Origin of the sequence: Vibrio sp. NFR (assembly GCF_027587095.1) — a bacterium.
Taxonomy (GTDB): Bacteria; Pseudomonadota; Gammaproteobacteria; order Enterobacterales; family Vibrionaceae; genus Vibrio; species Vibrio harveyi.
In genome coordinates, this window is sequence record NZ_JAPPTN010000001.1 from 798611 (window position 1) to 813212 (window position 14602).

Sequence of the window (14602 nt, forward strand, 5' to 3'; positions counted from 1 at the left end):
AATAACGGAGCAAGATATGGATAGCAAGATGCAAAGCCAAATCAAAGTCCCGGCGACTTACATGCGCGGCGGTACGAGCAAAGGTGTTTTCTTCAACCTTGAAGATTTGCCACAGCCAGCGCAAGTCGCAGGTAAGGCAAGAGACAAACTGTTACTTCGTGTGATTGGCAGTCCGGATCCGTATGCCAAACAAATTGATGGCATGGGCGGCGCGACTTCCAGCACCAGTAAAACTGTGATTGTGTCGCGCAGTCAGCGAGTCGATCACGACGTTGATTACCTGTTCGGGCAAGTATCGATAGATAAGCCGTTTGTCGATTGGAGTGGTAACTGTGGCAATCTTTCTGCTGCAGTCGGACCTTTCGCCATTCATGCAGGGTTGATCGACGAAGATCAAATTCCTCAAAACGGCATCGTTACCGTTCGTGTATGGCAGGTAAATATTGGCAAAACCATATTGATTCATGTGCCAATCGTAAATGGTTTCGTTCAAGAAACAGGGGCGTTTGAGCTTGATGGTGTGACGTTTCCAGCGGCTGAAATCCAAGTTGATTTCGTCGACCCTGCTGATGGCGAAAGTAGCATGTTTCCAACCGGCAATCTAGTAGACGATTTGGTCGTGCCAGATGTTGGGACATTCAACGCAACCTTCATTAACGCAGGCATACCGACGATCTTCATTGACGCAGAAGCGCTCGGCTACCAAGGCACTGAGCTTCAAGATGACATCAATAACGATGAGTTTGCGCTCGCGAGGTTTGAGTCCATTCGTGCTCATGGCGCGCTAAAAATGGGGCTGATTGATTCGCTCGAAGAGGCTCAAACACGTCAACACACGCCTAAGATTGCGTTTGTTTCCCAGCCTAAATCCTATTTATCGTCGAGTGGTAACACCGTAGAAGTAGGTGAGGTCGATATTCTCGTCCGAGCTTTATCTATGGGCAAACTTCACCACGCCATGATGGGAACCGCAGCGGTCGCCATTGCCTCGGCGGCATGCGTCCCGGGTACTCTAGTCAACCTAGCGGCTGGCGGCGGAGAGAAAGAATCTGTGACGTTTGGGCATCCATCAGGAACACTTAAGGTGGGGGCAAAAGCCAAACAAACAGAACAAGGTTGGGTGGTTGAGAAAGCCATCATGAGCCGCAGCGCAAGAATACTGATGGAGGGCTTTGTGCGTGTTCCCTCCAATGTCTTTGAATAACACAATTGCATGGTAGTGATACTTAAGAGAAGCAATGTCAGGACATACTGGAGGAAGCAATATGTCTGCATATCAAAAAGAATACCTTTGGGCACAGAACGAACCGGAAAACTTTTGGCGTGCTCAAGCTGAAAACATCGATTGGTTTGAAGCGCCAAATACCATCTTACAAGCTGACGAACATGGGATTGAACGTTGGTTTCCTGATGGCGTAATGAACACATCATGGCTCGCGTTGGATTATCATTGCGAGCATGGAAGGGGGGATAAAACCGCACTGATTTATGATTCGCCAGTGACGGGTCAAAAACAAACTTACAGTTATCAAGCTTTGCGCGACCAAGTAGCAAAAATCGCGGGTATGCTTTCCAACCAAGGCGTAACCAAAGGCGATCGTGTGGTCATCTACATGCCGATGATCCCAGAAGCAGCAATGGCGATGTTAGCGTGTGCTCGATTGGGCGCGATTCATTCGGTGGTGTTTGGCGGTTTTGCCCCGAATGAGCTTGCTGTTCGAATTGAAGATGCGGAACCTAAAGTCATCATGACGGCGTCTTGTGGCATCGAAATTAACAAGGTGATCCCGTACAAACCAATGGTTGATAAAGCCATTATGGACAGCCGTTGGAAGCCTGAGAAAGTCTTTGTTCTTCAACGCCCGCAGTGCGAAGCCGAACTTAACCTTGAACGTGATTTAGATTGGCAGCAAGAATACGCGCAAGCTTTGCCTCATGCGTGTGTCCCTGTGCTAGCGACAGATCCTCTTTATATTCTGTATACCTCTGGCACAACAGGGAAACCAAAAGGCGTGGTGCGTGACAATGGTGGTCATGCCGTGGCGATGAAATATTCGATGACGTCGATTTATAACATCCCCCAAGATGGCGTGTTCTGGGCTGCATCGGATGTAGGATGGGTCGTTGGTCACTCTTATATTGTGTACGCACCGTTGATTCATGGCTGTACAACTATTCTATTTGAAGGCAAACCAGTGAGAACACCGGATCCGGGTGCATTCTGGCGTGTTTGTGACGAATACAAAGTGGATGTGCTTTTTTCCGCGCCAACCGCTTTTCGTGCAATTAAGAAAGAAGACCCAGAAGGCGAGTTCATTAAGCAATACGACTTGTCCAATCTCGACTCTATCTTTATGGCAGGCGAACGCCTTGATCCACCAACGCTAGAATGGGTCGAAAGCAAAGCAGATAAGCCGGTCATTGACCACTGGTGGCAAACGGAGACCGGATGGGCGATCGCGGGCAATCCGACCGGTATCGAGATGATGTCGGTAAAAGCAGGCTCCGCTACCAAGCCGATTCCTGGCTATCAGGTCGAGATTCTCAACGAAATGGGTATGCCAGTGGGTGCAAATCAGCAAGGTTTTGTAGCTTTGAAGCGCCCATTACCACCAAGCTGTTTACCGACTGTCTGGCGCAACCATGACCGCTTTGAAACTGGTTATCTAAGTCAATTTCCGGGTTACTACGTATCGGGAGATGGCGGTTACCTAGATGAAGATGGCTACCTGTTTATCATGGGGCGTATTGATGACGTAATTAACGTCGCAGGTCACCGTCTGTCTACCGGCGAGATGGAAGAAATCGTTGGTGGTCACCCAGCGATTGCGGAATGCGCAGTAGTCGGTATCCATGATGAGTTAAAAGGACAGCTACCACTTGGCTTCGTGGTTCTTAAAGATGGTGTGAAGATTGATGATCTAACGCTAGAGGGTGAGTTGGTGGGTAAAGTGCGCAACGAGATTGGTGCTGTGGCTTGCTTTAAACATGCGCTGGTTGTCGATCGTTTACCAAAGACACGCTCAGGCAAAATTTTGCGAAGAACCATTCGTCAAATAGCCGATGGTGAGCAATACGTGGTGCCATCAACCATTGATGATCCATCCAGTTTAGGCGAAATCGAACGAGTGCTTAAACGTGGCTAGTTAAGTACGATTTTAATTAAGCACGATCTTAGATTAGCTGCGACCAATCGTAAATATCGAAGCCTCTTGCTTTGTCGGCAAGAGGCTTTTGCATTCCTGCTTGCCTAATCTCGTGTTTAAACACACACTATATGGATTCCTGTTTTTGGCTTCTTTTCCTATGTCTACTTTTGTAATCAAACCAGCGCTTTTTGACGATCTTGAACAACTCAATGATTTGATGTTCGAACTGCATGATGAGCACCACATCCAATCTCCAGAGCTGTTTAAAACCGCAGAAGAAATCGAACAAGAAAAGAGTATTGCTCGCTATCTCGATAATCCTGAATGTTTGGTGTATGTCGCTAGAGTAGAGGGTGAGATCGTCGGCTTTGTATCTGGGCATTTCTGCGAGCTTATTTCTACGGTTAGTAAACCTGTCATGATGGGAAGCGTTGATGAGCTATACGTCTTACCCGAATATCGTAAGCAAGGTACCGCAAAGGCTTTGATTGAAAAGATAGAGGCGACATTCGTTGATTACGGAGTGAAACAGATGTTTGTTGAGGTTTGGGACTTTAACCAGACAGCGATTTCTCTCTATGAGAACCAAGGTTTTGGGCATCATATTCATTGGTTAAGAAAGTCGTTATCTGAACGTTAATTAATGCGTAGTTAAGACGGTAACTTAGTGACTTATGTAATCTGATGGTGCAAAAGTTGAGTCTAATGGTCAGTATTTACTATTAGTCTCGTCGCAATGTGCGGCGACTCATTCTCATCCAAATTGGTGATGTTGTTTTTGTTTGCTTGTTTTGTAAGTGGCACATGAATAGTGCCTCATAAAACAGAGGAAAATAACATTGAATCTATCAAAAACCTTACTTGCAACGGCGTTATTGCCAATGTTGGCAAGTGCAGAACAAGTCACGCAAACACAAAACAATGAAATTCAGCCGGATATCGTGGGTGGTATCACGGCAAACCCCAATGGCTGGAAATTTTATACGCAGATAGTCAGCCGCAATGGTAATCGTTCTTTCTGCGGGGCGAGTTATATTGGGGATGGCTATGTTCTCACGGCTGCTCACTGTGTTGATGGCGATGCTCCTAATCAAATTGCCGTCAAAATTGGTGGTGTGATTTATAATGGTACTGATGGCGTTCGCTCTAATGTCAGCCAAATCTACGTACATCCTTCCTATAATCGTTCTACTTTGTCTCATGATATCGCTCTGTTAAAACTCTCTTCAAAGCCTCAAGGTGTTACGAAAGTGGATATCGCATCAGGAGTGTCTCGCAATATGCAGGCGTCTGTGATTGGTTAACTGTCGCTGGACTAGGCTATGCATGGTTGAAGCTGTAATCGTTTAAGAGAGTTTATTTCTCACTGATAATAAACTCTCTTCTATTGTTTCAATTCTGAGAACGCGTAAAATCCACATAAATTACCCTGACGTTAAATTAATATAACTGGCAAAATTGCAGCCAATGTTTCGAGTTATGTCTGATTTCTGTCAGAATTATTTTGAAAAGTATCATTAAGTCTTTTTTTGACATGTTCGCCAAATGTACAACTGGTTACTTAATTTATGTCGAAAAATATTGGCAACCCTGCCATCATGACGGTGTGATTCTTCTCTCTTTTAAAGGTTGTATTTTGTGCTGAGACAGTTGTTTTTTCTCATCCTGTATTCCATTTCACTGTTTGTTTCTCCTTTGTCTGCCGCGAATCCTCTTCCAGAAGATGTGAAAGGGGCGCTTTGTGTTGTTCGCGCAGATAACAAATTAGTATTAATCCACGAGATATTAACGAATAAAATTTCCCTTCCTGGTGGCACCATTATTCAAGGTGAATCGCCTAAACTTGCTGCGCAGAGAGAAACGTGGGAAGAAACCGGTTTAGTTGTTACTGTTGGTGAAGAGTTAGGTAGAACAGATACTGCTGTTTTCTTTGATTGTGTATCGGATTCAGACGTAATTGCGTTTTCGATGACCAATAAAATTGATGGTAATGAGTTACCTATCTGGTTTGCTCCTCATTATGGCGTTGAAGTCGCTTCTGCGATGCTAGTGAGCCCGAGTAACATGTCAGCCTCTTTGTACCGTTATCCTGAGCAGTGGAAAGATGTAGGCGAGTTCTACACTAGAGCGACTGAACAACCTGTCGTTTATGTTGAACAGTTAATTGAGTCAGCGCCCAATTTCCGTCAACTGGAGTTGTCTTGGATGATGGATCTACAGAGTTGGGTAGGTTCGTTTTCATCGAGTAGTCGTAATACGGCGTGTGAAATAGCAGACCTAATTACGAGTTTGAGCAATCCAACATTTTTGTTGTTCTTGTTTCCATTCGTGATGATGCGTTTCGATAGTCGTTTTGTATATCGGCTGTTCTTTGCTGTTACCGCAACTTCGTTGATGACTCTCGTTGCTCAACAGGGGTTCTCACTACCAAGACCGCATGTATATGTACCAATGGCAGAGTTAACTCAAAGCTTTGGCTTTAGTTTTCCAAGTTTGCCGGTAGCGGTGTGGTTTTGTGTGATGACGTTTATGTTCCAAAGAACAAATACCTTTGGTCTAAACCGAATCACGTTGCTTGTTGCCCTTGTGACTTTGACCGTACTGGCTTGTAAGTTCTTCCTTGGTACTGCATTTATCCTAGATATGTTGATTGGTGCTTTGTTGGGTTCTTTGGTTGCATGGCATGTGCTCCGACTCGAAGGCAACCCCGATGTGGACGTAGACAAGTTACTGAGTTCAAAAAGTGTTTGGTTTACGATGACTGCGATTACCGCAGTGATTTCTGTCATTTGGTCGTTGCCCGTATTTACTAGCTGGTTAGCGATTCTGATTACTGCGTCAGCGCTGGTGATGACCTTCAAAGAGTCAGAAATACGTTTTGACCGTCAACAGATGTTGTTTGTGATTCTGGCGTTATTGCTGGTTGAGCAATTGTATCTTTACTTGAGCACAACGGTTTCATTTAGCGGATTTTGGTCTTTGGTGTTTAGCACCTTCCATTACCCTCTATTGATGCTGACATTTATTGTGTTAGCGAGAAAACTAACGTGTAAAAACAAGCACGCAGAGTAATAAAAAACCTCGCTTAATAGCGAGGTTTTTTAATTGGCGTTTACTTCAGATTTGTTAAGCGTTCAAAACGAATTTCTCAATAGACTTTGCTACGCCGTGTTCATCGTTGCTCTCAGCGATGTAGTCTGCGATTTCTTTTGTCTCTTCCATCGCGTTTGCCATTGCAATACCAAGACCCGCATATTGAAGCATGTGATGGTCGTTCTCGGCATCGCCCATACAAATCACTTCTTCAGCTTTGATGCCTAAGTATTCTGCGATTGCTGAAACACCGATGCCTTTATTACTTGATGGATTCAAAAACTCTAAGAAGAACGGTGCGCTTTGTACTACGGTGAATTCTTCTCTTAGATCTGACGGTAGCGCTGCTATCACTTCGGTAAGTTTGCTTGGCTCTGCAACCATCATCGCTTTGATGATGGCGTGATCATCAGAAAGTGACTCGAAGTTCATTTCAGTGACATCAAGACCATTAATTTTTGCCTCGATATCAGTGTATGGGTTGTTTTCTTCAGTAATTAAACCGTGTTCTTGACTGAATGCATGAACGTACGCCCCAAGTTCTTTTGCTTTGCGAGCGATTTTCTTTGCTGCTTTGCCATCGATGATTTGCTGGTGGATGATTTCATTGGTGCTAATGTTCTTCACCATAGAACCGTTGTAATACAGTACAAAGTCTTTATCAGAGTTGATGTTCAACTCATCCAATTTGTCTTGCATACCCTCAAGAGGACGACCTGAAGCAAGTACAACGGTCACACCAGCTTCACGAGCCTTAGTGATGGCTTGCTTGTTCTCTTCTGAAATTACTTTGTCGCTGTTTAGCAACGTACCGTCCATATCTAGGGCGATCAGTTTGTACATCTTTACTTACCTTAAAAATTGGGAACTCGTGTATGAAACTACAAAAAGACCTATTTTAACAATTTATTTTTGGTTTAAATTGACCTGAGTGCGCCTCTCCATTAAGGTCTTCGCCTCGAAGTATTATGAGTTGAGTGAGTTCTACGTTGTATAAGCTAAATGAGATGTTTGAAACCATCCAAGGGGAAGGGGTTTTCACTGGTGTGCCAGCTGTTTTCGTGCGTTTGCAAGAATGTCCGGTAGGATGCTCTTGGTGCGATACAAAGCAAACTTGGTACGCAGAAGAGAAAGACCAACGCCAGATTGGCGATATCTTGGTGAAAACAGAGGACTCCCCAACATGGTGTTTCGCATCTGCACAAGACATCGTAGCAGAATACAAAAAGCAAGGCTTCAATGCTCAGCACATTGTGATCACTGGCGGTGAACCCTGCATTTATGATTTGCGTGATTTAACCGCAGCATTTGAAGATATGGGTTGCCAGTGCCAAATTGAAACCAGCGGCACTTCAGAAGTCGTTACTTCAGAAAATACTTGGGTGACCGTGTCACCTAAAGTCGCGATGAAAGGTAAATTGCCTGTACTTAAAAGTGCGTTGGAGCGCGCAAATGAAATTAAGCATCCAGTTGGCACACAAAAAGATATCGATCATCTTGATGACTTGCTTACGATGGCCGATATAGACTCAAAAACCATCATCGCTCTGCAACCAATTAGCCAAAAGCCAAGAGCAACACAGCTTTGTATTGATACTTGCGTGGCACGTAACTGGCGCTTGTCAGTTCAAACTCATAAATACTTAAGTATTGCTTAAGCTCGGAGAAAAAGATGAAAAAAGCAGTTGTTGTTTTCAGTGGTGGACAGGACTCTACAACATGTCTGGTTCAAGCGTTAAAAGAGTTTGATGAAGTACATGCAATCACATTTGATTATGGTCAACGTCATAAGTTAGAGATCGAAGTTGCGGAAAAAGTAGCAAAAGATCTTGGTGTTGCTGCTCATAAAGTCATGGATGTAGGTCTTCTGAACGAACTAGCAATCAGCTCTTTGACTCGTGATGACATTCCAGTTTCTCATGAACTTCAAGAGAACGGTTTGCCGAATTCATTCGTTCCGGGTCGCAATATTTTGTTCCTAACGCTAGCTGGCATTTATGCATACCAAATTGGTGCTGAAACCGTTATTACTGGCGTGTGTGAAACCGACTTTAGTGGTTACCCTGATTGCCGTGATGACTTTGTGAAAGCGATGAACAGTGCTTTAGTAAAAGGCATGGATCGTCAGTTCGACATCAAAACACCGCTGATGTGGCTAAATAAAGCGGAAACATGGGCGTTGGCAGATCAGTACGATGCGTTGCAACTGGTCCGTGAAAGTACTCTAACTTGCTACAACGGCATCATTGGTGATGGCTGTGGTGATTGCCCGTCTTGCGATCTGCGCAAAGCGGGCTTAGATGATTACCTGAATAACAAAGACACTGTTATGCAGTCGTTGATTCAAAAGCAGAAAGCGGAAGATCAATAGGCTCGTTATAAGCATCAATCACGGCATCATGCCCATTTCTTTTTGATTGATACAAAGCTTGGTCTAATATCGAATACAGCTCATCAAAATTACTAAGTGGTTTTGATGTAGAGAGATAGGCCAAGCTTGCTGTGACATTGACCGAATGACCGTCGTCTGTTTTTATCTGCTTTTCTGAGATGGTTTTGTGAAGGCTTTGAACACGAAATGGCACATCAATTTCATCCACATTCTTTAGTAACAAGATAAACTCTTCTCCTCCAATACGTCCCAAATATTCTCCTTTATTTAGTTTAGATTGAAGTGACTTACAGACTTGAGTTAGGACTAAGTCGCCTACTGGATGCCCGTATTTATCGTTAATCAGTTTAAAGTTGTCTAGGTCGAATAGTGCAAGTACGTAGCGCATATCATCTGGCGCGCTGATCGATTGAGAACGGATTTTCTCGATGATTGAACTCCGATTCAGGGAGCCTGTTAACTTGTCTAAACGAGATTCCATCTTTATTTTTCGTAGAGCAAAGAGTGCGACCAACAAAACAGCGAGTAACACAAATACTACAAAGTTGTACGCTCGCTGTTGCTCGGCAAGCTTTTTAAGCTCAAGCAGTTTTAAGTTACGTTCGTTGTCAATTTTTACGAGTTGCAACTCATATTCATATTCACTTTTCGTTAGGTCTAGCGCTTCGATTGCTTTTACATTGTTGGCATCTCGGTTTGCTAACTCCAATGTTGCGTACTCGCGGTAGTGGGATAGAGCTGTTTCATACTCGTTCTGTTCTTGGAAGATTTGCGAGAGTAACAATTGAGATTTTGATTGCAACGCGGTCGTTGAGTTCTTGTTTGCTAACTCTAACGCGGCATTCGCGTGTTCCAGTGCTTCTTTCAACATGCGGTGTTTTAGGTAAGCGAAGCCTGCCGCCAAGTGACTTTCAGTTTGTAAGCGTTCGTTTTCGTACTCTTTGCCCAACTCTAAAGCGTTTTTAATATGGGGAACGGCGCTTTTTAAGTCACCAGAATCGACGTAGGCAGAACCAAGCCCAAGATAAGTTAGTCCCTTGCCGTATGGGTAATTCAGTTCTTCGAGTAGTGTTAGCGCATTCTTATAGTGACTGATGGACTTCTCGTAATCTTTAGATTTGTAATACATGGATGCCAAGCTATGTTCCACTTGAGCTACTTCAAGAGGTGTGGCTTCTAATTGTCGAGCAAGTAGTGCTTGAATTAGGTACTGTTCAGATTGTTCGAATTGACCTAGTTCACTCAGCAAATTACCTACATCGTTGTAAACACCTGTGGGGTCGCTTTGTGCTGGCATTTCATTAATGAGTCGGCGGTACAAGCTAAGTGCAATATCGTATTCGCCACGGAAGTCGAAGTTGTTTGCGATTACACGCAGCGCAAGATCTGCAGGAATACTCTCTTTGTGGTCGTTAGTTAAGTGGTTATTAAGCGATGAGCAGAAAAAGTTAGCCTTGTGGTACTGACCCTGTTGATTGAGGGTGTAGCAAAGCTGGTAGTTCATTAACGCTTTTGTTTCTATATCTGCGCGCTGTTTAGCACTTTGCAGTAATGAGGTGAACAAGTTTACTGCAGCGTCGTAGTCACCCTGTTTGCGTTCTAACAGTGCTTGAATGTACTTTGATTCCAACTTTGCAAAGTGATTTTCCAGAAACTGACTGCTACCAAAGTAAGGCTGGTTGATATTCGACATGTATTCGTAAATCAAACCACTGACGTAAAGCTTCTCACTATTAGAGTCGGCAGTGTGGTATCTGTCTTGAAGCATGTGGAGCGCAGATTTGGAATTTGTTTTCATTGTAGCTAGATAAACAGAATGCCATTGAGTGATGCTTTGAGTGTCACTTGCGTTTGCTTGACTGCCTAATAGGAGAGACGCAAGCAAAGTAAGCAGCGTACGCATAGTGATGTAACCTTATGTTATTGCTATGTTGTTTGTTCAGTATGATATACCAATTGGGAGTGAGTCATTGTGACAAAAGCCGAAGGGTATAGATAGTGGGGTGATGAAAACTATGCGCTCGGTCGAGCTTTACATCGAAAAGGTAAGTAATAGAAAAGAAGACCCCAGCACGGTGCTGAGGTCCTAGGGAATTAGCCTACGTATAGTTTCGCTAGATCTTGAGGTTCAACCTCTTTACCTTCTAGCTGTGCATTCCAGTTTGTGCCAACAAGAACGCCGTCTTCTGCAAGAGTTAGTAGCCAATCTTCAACAAAGATATCTAGTGGGATTTCTAGTACTTCGAAATCTGCCCATTCTTCAACGTTGTGTGCCTGCGCATCTTCTTTAGATGACCAGAAAGGCATGACTTCGCTGTTTTCGAATTCAGTTGAATCGCAAGATAGCCAACCTTCTTCATTGCGTAACCCCCAAACTAGTTGGTTTTCTTTAGTTTCAGCAACGAAAAGGTCAAGGTTTGCTTGGATATCTGATGTAAGTTTGCTCATTTCAAAACTCTCATTGTTATGACGCGAGTAGGTTAACACTAAAGTGCCGATTCCAAAAGCATAATACGGTTTAACAAGGTTGAAAAACAAAAGGAGCCGAAGCTCCTTAAAGTGTGTTCTCTGGAAGGGTGGTAAATATTGTCCACTCTTTTTTAATTTCACCTTTGTAGCCTACAACAGAGGCCGTTACACGACGGTTAAGTGCGTGGCTCACTTCGTCTGTTCCTTGTTGAGCAAGGTGAGTATCGCCATAGCCAACAATTCGAACGCGATCTGGTTTGATACCGTAACCTAATAACGCAGAGCGCACTTTATTTGCTCGACGTTTTGATAGGTCTAAGTTATGAGAAGCGCCGCCTACCTTACTCGCATAGCCATGTAGCTCGATAGAGGTTGTCGGGTATTCTTTGAGAAACTCAGACAATTGGCGAATCTGGCGATGGAATACAGGGTTAATTTCATCAGAGTCGTTGGCGAACAATACACGGACTTGCATTTGTTCAGACGACTTTATGTACTCACCGCAACCATCATTGTCGATCTCTGACGTTGCCGGCGTATCAGGGCAAAGGTCCCTTGCGTTAATCACACCATCATCATCGTCATCTTGTAGGTCTGCAATTTGCTGAGCATTTGGTGTTTGCATGTATTCATACTCGTCTTCCGCAAATGCTTGGTTTGCTGCGACGATAAGACCCAACGAGAAAAGAATCTTTACTGCTTGCATAATTAGTACTCCACCTTCTGATTCCACTCAGTCGGAACATCAACGCGAAGCGCATTCAATAGTTGACCAGTCGCATTCATCACACGGTATTTGGCGTATTGTTCTGCGTACTTCGCATCCAAGTAGTCTTTGCGAGCTTCAAACAATTCGTTTTCTGTGTTCAACAAGTCAAGTAGGGTACGTTTACCAATACGGTATTGTTTTTCGTACGCAATAACTGTCTCAGAAGCTGAATCTACGTGATCGGACAAAAATTGTTTCTGTTGTTGTGTCAGATCCAGTGCGCTCCAAGAAAGGCGTAAACCTTCTTCTACATTTCGATATGCGCGTTCACGTAAGTCTTTTGCTTTGTTCAACTGGTAGGCGAAACTTTCGGCATTTGCAGAGTCACTGCCACCATTGTATAGGTTGTAACGCATACGCAGCATCGCTGTTGTTTCATCACTGTTTCCTTCGACACCAGCTGCGTCATCACGCCATGTTTGCGAAGCTTCTACAGAAACTGTTGGGTAGTAGTTACCTTTAGACTGTTTGTACTGGAACTTAGCCGAATCAACATCCGCTTTTGAAATCTTAATCACTGGGTGAGAATTAAATGCCAAATCAATCGCATCATCTACTGTGTAAGGAATGAAGTTTTGATCTGCGCGAGGGAAGATAAGTCCTTGCGGAGCTTGACCTACAAGACGTGTGAAGATCGTGTGCGTATCAAACAAATTGTTCTGAGCAGCTACCAAGTTACCGTGTGCTTTAGCTAAACGAGCTTCTACTTGCGTTAAGTCCGCTGTTGAACCAATACCTGAATCTACACGTTTCTTGATATCTTGATAGATTTTCTTATGCACTTTCAGGTTATTTTCAGAAAGCGTCAGTACTTCATAGGCTTTAACGGCATCCAGGTAGACTTTAGCTACCTCTAATGCTTTATCTTGAGCATCTGCTAATAATTGGTAACGAACGGATTCAGCATCCGCTGCAGTACGGTCAATGTCGTTAAGCGTCGCTGAACCATCCCAAATAAGCTGGGTTAGCGTAATTGTCGCTTCTTTTCGCGTTAAATCAGTAGACTTACGATTACTCTCTGCTGGGTTTATCCCTTCATATCCGACGCCTGCATCTAGGTCGACAGAAGGAAGATAAGCACCGCTCGAGGCTTCATTCACATACCGCTTACTTACGAATTCATTAAACGCACTTTTGATGTCTGGGTTGCTAATAAGTGTATTTTCAACCGCTTGCTCAAGTGTTTGTCCGAAAGCAGGGCTAACGGCAAGCACACCAAAGCATATGGCGTTGGCACGAGTCCACTTCACTTTGTTTCTCCTAGATTTAGTCATGTCTGAAGGCGAGAAATTGTTCTTATAAATAGGGACAACTCTATAGGCGTCAATAATCTAACGCACAATGCTATTAACAATCAACTATGTGACTAGTTGCTATAATTAATGTTGGATAATTAGTTTTACACTTTATGAGCTGTTGTTCTAATTATTTTCTGGATAAAGATCATGTTTTCAATGGTTTAAACAGAATTGGTGTCCGTATGTTTGTGATCTAGTCCCAAATAGGTCCTATATACACTTTTATAAGTAATATGTGACTCAAAAGTTGAAATTAAGTGTTAATGCGCTGTTATTGCGGAATATATTCGGGCAATATATAGCTAATAAGTATCATTGGTCAAAATGTTGACAGTATTTTTATGTCAGAGGTTTATATGGATCGTACTTCCTTAGTTCCAGTTGGTGAGCAGTTAGTCGTAATAGATTTGAATGGGCAATTGAAGGTTCTTGCCGAGAATGAGCGACCATTACCGGGCGAACTGATTGTTGCAGTCATCGAAGATGAACCACAAAAACTTCAAGTTAAAGTTGCAACAGAAGAAGACGAGCAAGACATCACTCAAGATGTTGCTCAAATTATTGACGCTCTTAGAGACGGGCAAGACCCGACATTACTGAATGAAGAGTTTGCCCCAGCTGCGGGTGAGAATGCCGGCTCCAGTTTGCAAGAAAGTGGGACTGTTGAGCGTACAGGGGCAGAAATACTTGCTAGCACTTTGTTTGAAACGACGGGTATCGCAGCACTAGGTTTGTCTGAAACTCAAAACCTATCGCTCGCGGATCTTATTTTGAACGCAGCAAATTCAGATAATACATCGCCAGCAATCAACCCTCGTCCTCCGGTTGCTGAAGATGACAGCGTTTTGACCGATGAAGACGCTTCGGTTTCTATCGATGTATTGGCTAACGACCAAGACGCAGATAGTGATTCACTAAGTATTGAATCGGCAACTGTTCCGGCAGAACAAGGCACAGTAGAGATTATTGATGGTAAGTTGATATTCACACCTGCAGAAGACTTTAACGGTGAAGCGACGGTTACTTATGTAGTAACGGATGGCGCACTAACTGATGAAGCCACGGTTACTGTAACGGTAAACCCGATCAACGACGCACCAGTGGCAGTCAACGACACTGTTGCAACAGACGAAGACACCGCGGTTACTATCGATGTATTGGCGAACGACAGCGATCCAGAGAATGATACGCTGACTATCACAGCGGCGTCAGTACCAACAGAGCAAGGTACGGTGGCGATTGTTGACGGCAAGTTGGTGTTTACACCTGCTGAAAACTTCAATGGCGACGCAACGATTAGCTACACCATCTCAGATGGTCAGCTAACAGACGATGCAACGGTTGCGGTGACAGTTAACCCAGTCAACGACGCACCAGTGGCGGTGAACGATACTGTGTCAACGGATGAAGACACTGCAGTTACTATCGATGT

At 43.9% G+C, this 14602-nt stretch carries 12 protein-coding genes and 1 pseudogene; 8 read left to right on the forward strand and 5 right to left on the reverse strand.

Annotated features, from left to right (window positions below; translation table 11 throughout):
• The first annotated feature begins 16 nt into the window (after positions 1 to 16).
• The 5 genes and pseudogenes from prpF (at position 17) to OH463_RS03520 (ending at position 6221) form a co-directional block, all read left to right on the forward strand.
• Positions 17 to 1204 carry a 2-methylaconitate cis-trans isomerase PrpF gene (gene prpF, locus OH463_RS03500; protein ID WP_269990534.1) on the forward strand — a complete coding sequence of 396 codons (1188 nt, stop codon included), beginning with the start codon at positions 17 to 19 and terminating at the stop codon, positions 1202 to 1204.
• A gap of 61 nt (positions 1205 to 1265) precedes the next feature.
• Positions 1266 to 3146, forward strand: a complete 1881-nt coding sequence (locus OH463_RS03505) for a propionyl-CoA synthetase (RefSeq protein ID WP_017188081.1) — start codon at positions 1266 to 1268, stop codon at positions 3144 to 3146.
• A 160-nt stretch (positions 3147 to 3306) separates the two neighbouring features.
• Positions 3307 to 3789: a GNAT family N-acetyltransferase gene (locus OH463_RS03510; protein WP_050936495.1), complete on the forward strand. Its 483-nt coding sequence runs from the start codon at positions 3307 to 3309 to the stop codon at positions 3787 to 3789.
• 199 nt (positions 3790 to 3988) lie between these two features.
• Positions 3989 to 4470, forward strand: a pseudogene (locus OH463_RS03515) (S1 family peptidase); the annotation flags it as partial.
• Positions 4471 to 4787: 317 nt separating this feature from the next.
• Positions 4788 to 6221 (forward strand): bifunctional NUDIX hydrolase/phosphatase PAP2 family protein, encoded by a 1434-nt coding sequence (locus OH463_RS03520; RefSeq protein ID WP_017819416.1) that lies wholly within the window; start codon positions 4788 to 4790, stop codon positions 6219 to 6221.
• 54 nt (positions 6222 to 6275) lie between these two features.
• On the opposite strand, the gene OH463_RS03525 is transcribed toward OH463_RS03520, so the two are convergent.
• Positions 6276 to 7085 carry a Cof-type HAD-IIB family hydrolase gene (locus tag OH463_RS03525; RefSeq protein WP_269990535.1) on the reverse strand — a complete coding sequence of 270 codons (810 nt, stop codon included), beginning with the start codon at positions 7083 to 7085 and terminating at the stop codon, positions 6276 to 6278.
• A gap of 164 nt (positions 7086 to 7249) precedes the next feature.
• Here OH463_RS03525 and queE point away from each other — a divergent pair, with 164 nt between their 5' ends.
• Together queE and queC are read left to right on the forward strand one after the other, a co-directional pair.
• Entirely contained in the window at positions 7250 to 7900 is a 651-nt protein-coding gene (gene queE / locus OH463_RS03530) for a 7-carboxy-7-deazaguanine synthase QueE (RefSeq protein WP_029789727.1), read from the forward strand.
• 14 nt (positions 7901 to 7914) lie between these two features.
• Positions 7915 to 8613, forward strand: coding sequence for a 7-cyano-7-deazaguanine synthase QueC (queC, locus tag OH463_RS03535; RefSeq protein WP_029789726.1), 699 nt, complete (start codon positions 7915 to 7917; stop codon positions 8611 to 8613).
• Here the strand turns inward: queC and OH463_RS03540 are convergent.
• The 4 genes from OH463_RS03540 to OH463_RS03555 all read right to left on the reverse strand — a co-directional run bounded on the left by OH463_RS03540 (position 8570) and on the right by OH463_RS03555 (position 13122).
• Positions 8570 to 10537: a tetratricopeptide repeat-containing diguanylate cyclase gene (locus OH463_RS03540; RefSeq protein WP_005451970.1), complete on the reverse strand. Its 1968-nt coding sequence runs from the start codon at positions 10535 to 10537 to the stop codon at positions 8570 to 8572. The two genes, queC and OH463_RS03540, sit on opposite strands and share 44 nt — an antisense overlap.
• A 191-nt stretch (positions 10538 to 10728) precedes the next feature.
• Entirely contained in the window at positions 10729 to 11082 is a 354-nt protein-coding gene (locus tag OH463_RS03545) for a DUF2750 domain-containing protein (protein ID WP_005451971.1), read from the reverse strand.
• A gap of 106 nt (positions 11083 to 11188) precedes the next feature.
• Positions 11189 to 11809, reverse strand: a complete 621-nt coding sequence (locus OH463_RS03550) for an OmpA family protein (RefSeq protein ID WP_005451972.1) — start codon at positions 11807 to 11809, stop codon at positions 11189 to 11191.
• Between the two features lie 2 nt (positions 11810 to 11811).
• Positions 11812 to 13122, reverse strand: a complete 1311-nt coding sequence (locus tag OH463_RS03555; RefSeq protein ID WP_009696936.1) for a TolC family outer membrane protein — start codon at positions 13120 to 13122, stop codon at positions 11812 to 11814.
• A gap of 404 nt (positions 13123 to 13526) precedes the next feature.
• Here OH463_RS03555 and OH463_RS03560 point away from each other — a divergent pair.
• On the forward strand, positions 13527 to 14602 hold a 1076-nt coding region (locus OH463_RS03560), incomplete at its 3' end, for an Ig-like domain-containing protein (RefSeq protein WP_269990537.1).